This window comes from Cellulomonas sp. P4_B5_2 (assembly GCF_056402235.1).
Window position 1 is genome coordinate 1 of record NZ_JBFUHU010000179.1, and the last position, 7,721, is coordinate 7,721.

Below are 7,721 nucleotides of genomic sequence, written 5' to 3' on the forward strand. Positions count from 1 at the left end.
CGATCGAGGTGATCAGCGCGACCGTGCCGAGGGTGAGCCAGAGCTCCACGAAGCCGACGAGCGCCCGCACCAGGGCCTGCCGGAACACCAGCGGACCGCCGTCGTCGCGCACGATGCGGATGCCCGTCGCGAGCTTGCCGAGCGAGCGGCCGCGGGTCAGCGTGTCGACCGTCGTGGGGACCACCACCGTGATGGTGGCGACCAGGACGATGGCGGCGATGCGGCCGACCTCCTCGGACACCCCCCCGGAGACCGCGCCCAGCGCGATGAGGAGCACCACGCCGACGACGGCGAGCAGCAGGAGATCCAGGAGCGCGGCGAGCAGGCGGGTGGCCGCGGAGGTCGGGCGTGCGTCGAGGACGACACCCTCGCCCGTGATGATGCCGTCCATGGTGGGCAGGTTAGCCGCTGCCGCACCCCGGGGATGGCAGGCTGTGCGGCATGGATCTCGACGCCTTCGAGCGGGCACGCTCGGCCGACTGGGCACGGCTGGACGCGCTGGTGCGTCAGCGGYGCCGCACGGGTGCCGAGGCCGACGAGCTGGTGCGGCTCTACCAGGCGGTCGCCACCGACCTGTCGTCCGTCCGGTCGGCCGCGCCCGACCCCGAGATGGTGACCCGGCTGTCGATGCTCGTCGGGCGTGCACGCGCCGCGATCGCCGGCACGCACGAGCCCAGCTGGCGCGACGTCACCGCGTTCGTGATGGTCGCGCTGCCCGCGGCCCTGTACCGCATCCGGTGGTGGACGGTCGCCGTCATGGTGGCGTTCCTCGTGCTGAGCATCACCGCGGGGGTCTGGGTGGCCACGCAGCCCGAGGCCCTCGCGTCGATGGGCACCCCGAGCCAGCGTGAGCAGTACGTCGAGCAGTCGTTCGCGGAGTACTACACGCCGGGCGCGGGGTTCGCGGCGATGGTGTGGACCAACAACGCGTGGCTGACCGCCGTCTGCATCGCGACCGGCATCACCGGCATCGGGCCGGTGTACTTCCAGGTCTCCAACGCGATCAACGTGGGGGCCGCCGGCGGCATGATGGCGTCGTACGGGGAGCTCGACGTGTTCCTGCAGCTCATCGCACCGCACGGGCTGCTCGAGCTCACCGCGGTGTTCGTCGCGGGCGCCGCGGGGCTGCGCATCTTCTGGACCTGGATCGACCCGGGACCCCGGACGCGCGGGCACGCACTGGCGCAGGAGGCCCGCGCGCTGTTCACCGTGGCGATCGGCCTGGTGGGTGTGCTCGCGGTCTCCGGCCTGGTCGAGGGGTTCGTCACCGGCTCGGGCCTGCCGTGGGCCGTCAAGGTGGGCATCGGCGTCGTCGCCCTGACGGCCTTCTGGGCCTACACGCTGGTCCTCGGCCGGCGGGCCGTCCGGGCGGGGCACACCGGTGACCTCGAGGCGGACCGCGCGGGCTACGTGCTGGCGACCGCCGGCTGACTAGCCCGGGTCGACCACGACGACCCGGCGCTCGTCCGCCTCGGCAGCCATGAGCTCGACCAGACCCTCGGCCTCGACCTGAAGCTCCTCGCGCTGGGTCGCTGTCGGGCGGGCGAACGGTCGCACGGTGAGCGTGACCGTGCCGCCGCTCCGGCGGTCGCGCGGCACGTCCCACGTCCCCGCGACCCGGCCGTCGAGCAGGAAGGTGGCCGGCACCACGCCGTTCGGGCTGGCCAGGTACGGGCGGTGCTCGGCCGAGATGATCCGGGTCCGGTCGGCGTGGCCCAGCAGCACGTTGTCGTAGTCCGCCAGGAAGCGCGGGGGTGCCGGCACGTCCGGGTCCGGCAGCGGGGCACCCGGCAGGTCGAGCACCTCGCGCTCGCGGACCGCCCCCGGCGACGGCTCGGCGCGGTACCGGACGAGGTCGAGGCGGTCCACCACGGCGCGCATCCCGGTGAGCCCGCTCCAGCTCTGCAGGTCCGCGACGGAGGCCGGGCCGAACGCGGCGAGGTAGCGGCGCACGAACCGCTCCTGCTCGGCGGCGAGCACCTGCGGGTCGGTCAGGTCGGGTGCCGCGGCGGTGAGCTCCGGCCCCAGCCACGCCCACGCGGTGGTCCAGGTGGTCGCTCCCGACCGTCCCCACACGCCCCGGGGTGGCACCTGGACCAGGGGAAGGGTCCCGCGCGCGGCGTAGGCCAGCGTGCTCGGTGCGACGTCCGGCCACCGCTGTGCGAGGAGGCTGCCCAGCGCGGTGGTCACCCGGGGCTCCTCCTCGACGAGCGCGCGGGCCGCGGCTGTGACCTCGGCGACGTCGAGCGTGCGCAGCGCGGCACCGTGCTGCGCGTTGACCCGGAGGTCCTTGGCGTGCAGCGGGGCGATCAGGCCGGGCAGCAGCAGCGCGTCCGCCCCCGTGACGAGATGGATCGTGCTGCGCATCACCGCGATCCGGGCGACGGAACGGTCCCAGAACGCGGCACCGATCTCGTCGGTGCGGAACCCCTCGACCCGGCTCCAGAGTCCGACGTACGGCGACCACGCGTTCTGCGCCTGAAGGCCCACCAGGTGGTCCACGACCTCGATCGCGGGACCGGGGCGGCGCGCGAGCAGGTGCTGGCGCGCGAGCAGCGCACGGTTCAGGTGGGCGCGGGTGAGCAGGTCGGGCACGGTTCGGAACCTACCTGGCGGTGCCCACAGCCCTCAGAGCCGACCCGCCGCCTTCAGGGCCAGGTAGGTGTCCGCGAGGCGAGGTGCGAGGTCGTCGGGCAGGGCGTCGACCACCTCCGCACCGCGCTGGCGCAGCCGCACGGACACGGCGGCGCGCTCCAGCCCGACGCGCTCGGCCGCCGCGGCGTCGAACACCGCCGCGGCGCCGTCGCGGGACGTGCGCAGGGTGTCGACCTCGGGGTCCGAGACCGACGCGAGCACCACCTGGTGCCGCTCCGTCAGCTGGCCGGCCACGCCGAGCAGACCCTGCTCGACCGCCGCCGGGTCGAGGGCGGTCAGGAGCACCACCAGCGCCCGCTGGCTGAGCCGCTGGCGGACCTGCGCCACGACCCCGGGCCAGTCGGTCTCCACGAGCGCCGGCTCGGCGAGCGCCAACGTGTCGGCGAACTGGGCCATGACGCGGGCACCGGTCGCACTGGCCACCCGGCCGCGGACCTTGCGGTCGAAGACGAGGAGCTCGACGCGGTCGCCCGCCTTGGTCGCCAGGGCGGCGAGCAGCAGGGCGGCCTCGATGGACGCGTCCAGCCGCGGGGCGTCGAGCACGCGGACCGCGGACGTGCGGCCCGTGTCGAGCACGATGAGCACGCGCCGGTCGCGCTCCGGACGCCACGTGCGCACCACGACGTCCGAGCGCCGGGCCGTCGCGCGCCAGTCGATCGAGCGCACGTCGTCACCGATCACGTACTCGCGCAGGGAGTCGAACTCCGTGCCCGGACCACGCACCTGCACCGCCGCCCGTCCGTCCAGCTCCCGCAGGCGCGCGAGCCGGCTGGGCAGGTGCCGCCGCGACGCGAACTCAGGCAGCACACGGAGCCGTCCCGGCACGGTGAGCGAGGCCTGCCTTCCCGCCAGCCGGAGCGGGCCGAGGGTGCGGATCGTGACGCGGTCGGCGTGCGCGTCGCCGCGCCGCGTGGGGACCAGGACGGTGCGGACGCGGGCGCCGTCGCCCGGCGCGACGTCCAGCGGGTGCCGGTCGACCTGCGCGCCCGTCGACGGCGGCCACGCGTCGCGCACGACGCCGCGCAGCCGGCGCCGGCCCAGGTGGGACAGGGTCAGCGTCGACGACGACGGCTCCGTCAGGCGGACCGACGCCGGGACGTCCCGCCGGACCGCGACCTCCCGGGGCGAGGCGGCCAGCGCGACGTCCACCGCGCAGGCGACCACGACGAGCAGCGCCCACAGCAGCACGGTCCCGGTGGCGGGCACGAGGAACACCACCGGGAGCCCGAGCGCGGCCAGGACGACCGCGCGCCAGGTGACGGCCACGTCAGCGGGGGACGGCCACGGACGCGAGCACCGTGTCCAGCACGCTCTCCGTGCTGACGCCCTCGAGCTCGGCCTCGGGGCGCAGCTGGACCCGGTGCCGCAGGGTCGGGTGGGCGAGGGCCTTGACGTCGTCGGGCGTCACGTAGCCCCGGCCGGACAGCCACGCCCACGCGCGCGACGTGGCAAGCAGCGCGGTCGCGCCACGGGGGGAGACGCCCAGCGAGAGCGACGGCGACCGGCGGGTGGCCCGGCAGACGTCGACCGCGTAGCCGAGCACCTCGGGGGCCACCTGCACGCGCGCCACCTCGGCCCGTGCGCGAGCGAGCATGTCCGCCGTCGCCACGGGGCGCAGGCCGGCACCGGCGAGGTCGCGTGGGTCGAAGCCGGCGGCGTGCCGGCTCAGCACCTCGATCTCCTCGTCGCGCTCGGGCAGCGGGAGGACGAGCTTGAGCAGGAACCGGTCGAGCTGCGCCTCGGGGAGCGTGTACGTGCCTTCGTACTCGACCGGGTTCTGCGTCGCGATGACCAGGAACGGGTCGGGCAGGGGGCGCGGGGTGCCGTCGATCGACACCTGACGCTCCTCCATGGCCTCGAGCAGCGACGCCTGCGTCTTCGGCGGCGTCCGGTTGATCTCGTCGGCGAGCAGCAGGTTGGTGAACACCGGACCCTCGCGGAACGAGAACTCGGCGGTGCGGGCGTCGTACACCAGCGAGCCGGTCACGTCGCCGGGCATGAGGTCCGGGGTGAACTGGACGCGCTTGGTCTGCAGGTCGAGCGCCGCCGAGAGCGCGCGCACGAGGAGCGTCTTGGCGACCCCCGGCACCCCCTCGAGCAGCACGTGGCCGCGGCAGAGCAGCGCGATGACGAGACCGCTGACGGCCGCGTCCTGCCCGACGACCGCCTTGGCCACCTCGGCGCGCACGGTGCCCAGGGCGGCCCGCAGCTCCTCGGACGGGTGGTGCAGCTGGGCGGTGGGTGCGGTCGTTCCCCAGGAGGGACTCTGGTCGCTCACGTTCGGTGAACCTCGCTCTCGAGATGGTCCAGGTCACGGGCCAGCTGGGCCAGCCCGCGGTCGTCGGTCGGTGGGGGTCCGTACAGCAGGGCCTCGACGGTCGGTGCCGGGCGGCTCGTGGCGCGCGCGACGGCGTCGACGACCACGGGGGCCGGCGCGGAGCGGGGCAGCCCGAGCCGGGTGGCGCTGCGCGCGGCTGTGCCGGCCCGCAGGGCGGCGGCCGCATGACCGTAGGACCGGGACCGTCGGTACAGCCGGCCGCGACCGCGGGTCGTCTCGCCGGAGCGGACGACCACAGGCAGCCGCTCGGTCACCAGCCGCCCGAGCCGCCGCCCGCGCCACAGAGCGGCCACGACGACGACGAGCAGGAGCTGCAGCGCCAGGATCGGGACGACCGGGGGCAGGAGCTGGCCGGGGGYGGCGTCGGCGGACCCGTCGCCCGCGCCGACGTCGTCGAGCGAGGGGATGTACCAGACGAGCTGCTCGTGCCGGCCGAGCGCTCGCAGCACGAGGGCGGCGTTGCCCTGCTCGGCGAGGTGCTGGTTGGTCAGGGGCGCGACGTCGGCGAGCGCGACGATCCGGCGCCCGTCCGACTCGGTCACCGCGTACGCGCCGCCGAGGTCGGTGTCCGTCCCGGGAGCGGGGAAGCAGACGACCGCGCCCGGCCCGGTGGCCAGCAGCGAGCCCCGCGCGGTGACGGATCCCGCCGCTACCGCGTCCGGGTCGTCGCACTCCGCCGAGCGGACCTCGGGCTCGCCCCCGGTGCCCCCGCCGCCCGCGATCGTGTCAGTCAGCAGCCCGAGGGCCCACCCTGCGTCGACCACCACCAGGTCGGCGCCGGTGGCGTCGAGCACGTCGATCTGGTCCGCGTCGAGCAGGTAGTCGCCCACGACGAGCACCGTCGAGCCGGGGACCGCGAGGGACCGGACCTCCGCGATGTGGCGCACGTACCGGACGTCGACGCCCTGCCGCCCGAGGATCTGCGCGGCTGCGCGCGCGCCGAGGTCACCGGGGTTGTCCGGGGCGAGGGTGAGCGTCGACGTGCGCGGCTCGGGCAGGGCGGACAGGATGCCGGCCACCACGACGAGCCCGAGCAGGGCGAGCCACCACCGCGCCCGCCGCCAGCGCCGGGCCGACCGGCTGCGGACCGACGTGCCGTCACCGACCACCGGTGCGTGCGCCGTGGTCACGGTGGGTGCGCTCATCGGGGCGCCGCCACGGCGAGGTCGGCCACGCCGGAGGTGGTCGTCGGACGGGTGTCCCGGACGCGACCGTCGAGCTCCCGCAGCCGGCGCTCGTCGTCGGCCGTGGCCGGCTCGTCGCCGTACGCCACGTCGTCGAACGTTCGTCCGGCCGCGACGAGGTCGTCGCCGAGCGACGGCAACCGTGCGGCGGCGGCCAGCGCGGCCTCGTGCGCCGTCCGGGCCACCCGTTCCTCCAGGACGGTGCGCTCCTCGAGCCCGCGCACGATCGTCCGGTAGCGCTCCAGCACCGCGAGCGCCCAGTCTCCTCGGGACGCCGCGGCGTCGGCGGCGGCCCGGATCTCCTCGGCCGTCCGCGCGTCGTCGTGGTCCAGGACCCGGCGGTCCGACGAGCCGCGCCGCGAGACGCGCACCGGGCCCGCGACGAGGAACGCGACCACCACGACGGCGACGATGATGCCGACGACGACCAGCACCGCGATGGGATCGATCGCGGCCGGGGTGCGCAACCCGGCCAGCTGCTCCGCCAGCCAGTCCCACAGCCGGCTGAGCAGCGAGCGCTGCTGGTGGTAGACGGGGTCGAGCAGCTCCTCGGTCGCCCAGCGCCGCCCGGTCGCGGCGTCCGGCTCGACCGGGACGCCGACCGCCACCCGGGCAGGCAGGATCACGCCGTGCTCTCCGCGGCGCGGGCGAGCTCCACGTCCAGGCCCTCCCGGCGCATGCGCACGTCGATGTAGAGCAGGGCGACGACCGACGACACGAACGTGGTCGAGAGGGTCGAGGCGATGACGTTGGCGATCCCGATCACGACGAAGGAGCCGAACGACGTCGCGGTGGGGTCGCGCAGGACGAGCTGGGCGATCAGGGTGGCCGGGAAGACGATGATCTGCGCGATGATCCCGGCCAGGATGCTGGTCAGCAGGTAGATGCCGAACAGTCGCCAGAAGCTGCCGCGCGTCAGGCGCCACGCACGCGCGATCGTGGGCCAGAACTTCTTGCCCTCGAGCATCAGCGCCGGGGGCACCAGCAGCGTCCGGGTGGAGAACCAGACGGCGGCGACCACGAACGCGAGCCCCCCGGCCAGGCCGAGGAGCACTGCCGGCCCGATCTGGTCGTTCACCGCGAGGAGCACGACGCCCGTGGTCAGCACCGATGCCACGACGAGGACGGCGACCCCGCTCAGGAACGTGAAGCCGACCACGAGCCAGACGCGCCACGAGCGCAGGACCTCGCCGACGGTGGCCACCTGGCCGAGCACGGAGCGGCTCACCGACACGATGAGCAGCCCGGTGAGGATCGTCGTGGCGAGCGCGGTGACGGGGGTGGAGATGAGCAGGCCCGCGGACGAGCCCATCTGCTCGGCGAACCCCATCTGCCCGGACGGGTCCACCTCGCTCGACAGGTCGGACAGCTGCGGCGCGACGAGACCGGTGACGTACCACTGGATGATCGACTGGATCGTGACGGCGAGGGTCACCACGAGCGCGGCGAGCCCGAACATGACGCGGGGGTTCGCACGGACCGCTCGGAAGGCGCCGTCGTAGATCTCGCCCATCCCGAGCGGTCGCAGCGGGATGATCCCGGGC

At 75.0% G+C, this 7,721-nt stretch carries 8 protein-coding genes; 1 reads left to right on the plus strand and 7 read right to left on the minus strand.

Annotated elements, in window-relative coordinates; genetic code table 11:
* Positions 1-391: RDD family protein (locus tag AC1DUQ_RS13565; RefSeq protein ID WP_477073959.1), on the minus strand; the 391-nt coding region annotated here is incomplete at its 3' end.
* 50 nt (positions 392-441) lie between these two features.
* Between AC1DUQ_RS13565 and AC1DUQ_RS13570 the strand changes: the two genes are divergently transcribed.
* Positions 442-1,431, plus strand: coding sequence for a stage II sporulation protein M (locus AC1DUQ_RS13570; RefSeq protein WP_477073960.1), 990 nt, complete (start codon positions 442-444; stop codon positions 1,429-1,431).
* Here AC1DUQ_RS13570 and AC1DUQ_RS13575 read toward each other — a convergent pair whose 3' ends face one another.
* From AC1DUQ_RS13575 to AC1DUQ_RS13600, 6 genes are all read right to left on the minus strand, one after another.
* A complete protein-coding gene (locus AC1DUQ_RS13575) occupies positions 1,432-2,595 on the minus strand; it encodes a winged helix DNA-binding domain-containing protein (RefSeq protein ID WP_477073961.1) in 1,164 nt (387 codons plus the stop codon).
* A gap of 33 nt (positions 2,596-2,628) precedes the next feature.
* The gene (locus AC1DUQ_RS13580; protein ID WP_477063041.1) at positions 2,629-3,921 is read right to left on the minus strand and encodes a DUF58 domain-containing protein; all 1,293 of its coding nucleotides are present in this window, start codon (positions 3,919-3,921) and stop codon (positions 2,629-2,631) included.
* Position 3,922: 1 nt separating this feature from the next.
* Positions 3,923-4,885: an AAA family ATPase gene (locus tag AC1DUQ_RS13585; RefSeq protein ID WP_156387991.1), complete on the minus strand. Its 963-nt coding sequence runs from the start codon at positions 4,883-4,885 to the stop codon at positions 3,923-3,925.
* A gap of 44 nt (positions 4,886-4,929) precedes the next feature.
* Positions 4,930-6,138, minus strand: coding sequence for a DUF4350 domain-containing protein (locus AC1DUQ_RS13590; RefSeq protein WP_477073962.1), 1,209 nt, complete (start codon positions 6,136-6,138; stop codon positions 4,930-4,932).
* Positions 6,135-6,803: a DUF4129 domain-containing protein gene (locus AC1DUQ_RS13595; RefSeq protein ID WP_477063039.1), complete on the minus strand. Its 669-nt coding sequence runs from the start codon at positions 6,801-6,803 to the stop codon at positions 6,135-6,137. Before AC1DUQ_RS13595 ends, AC1DUQ_RS13590 begins: the two co-directional genes overlap by 4 nt.
* Positions 6,800-7,721: glycerophosphoryl diester phosphodiesterase membrane domain-containing protein (locus AC1DUQ_RS13600; protein WP_477073963.1), on the minus strand; the 922-nt coding region annotated here is incomplete at its 5' end. The genes AC1DUQ_RS13600 and AC1DUQ_RS13595, both read right to left, overlap by 4 nt.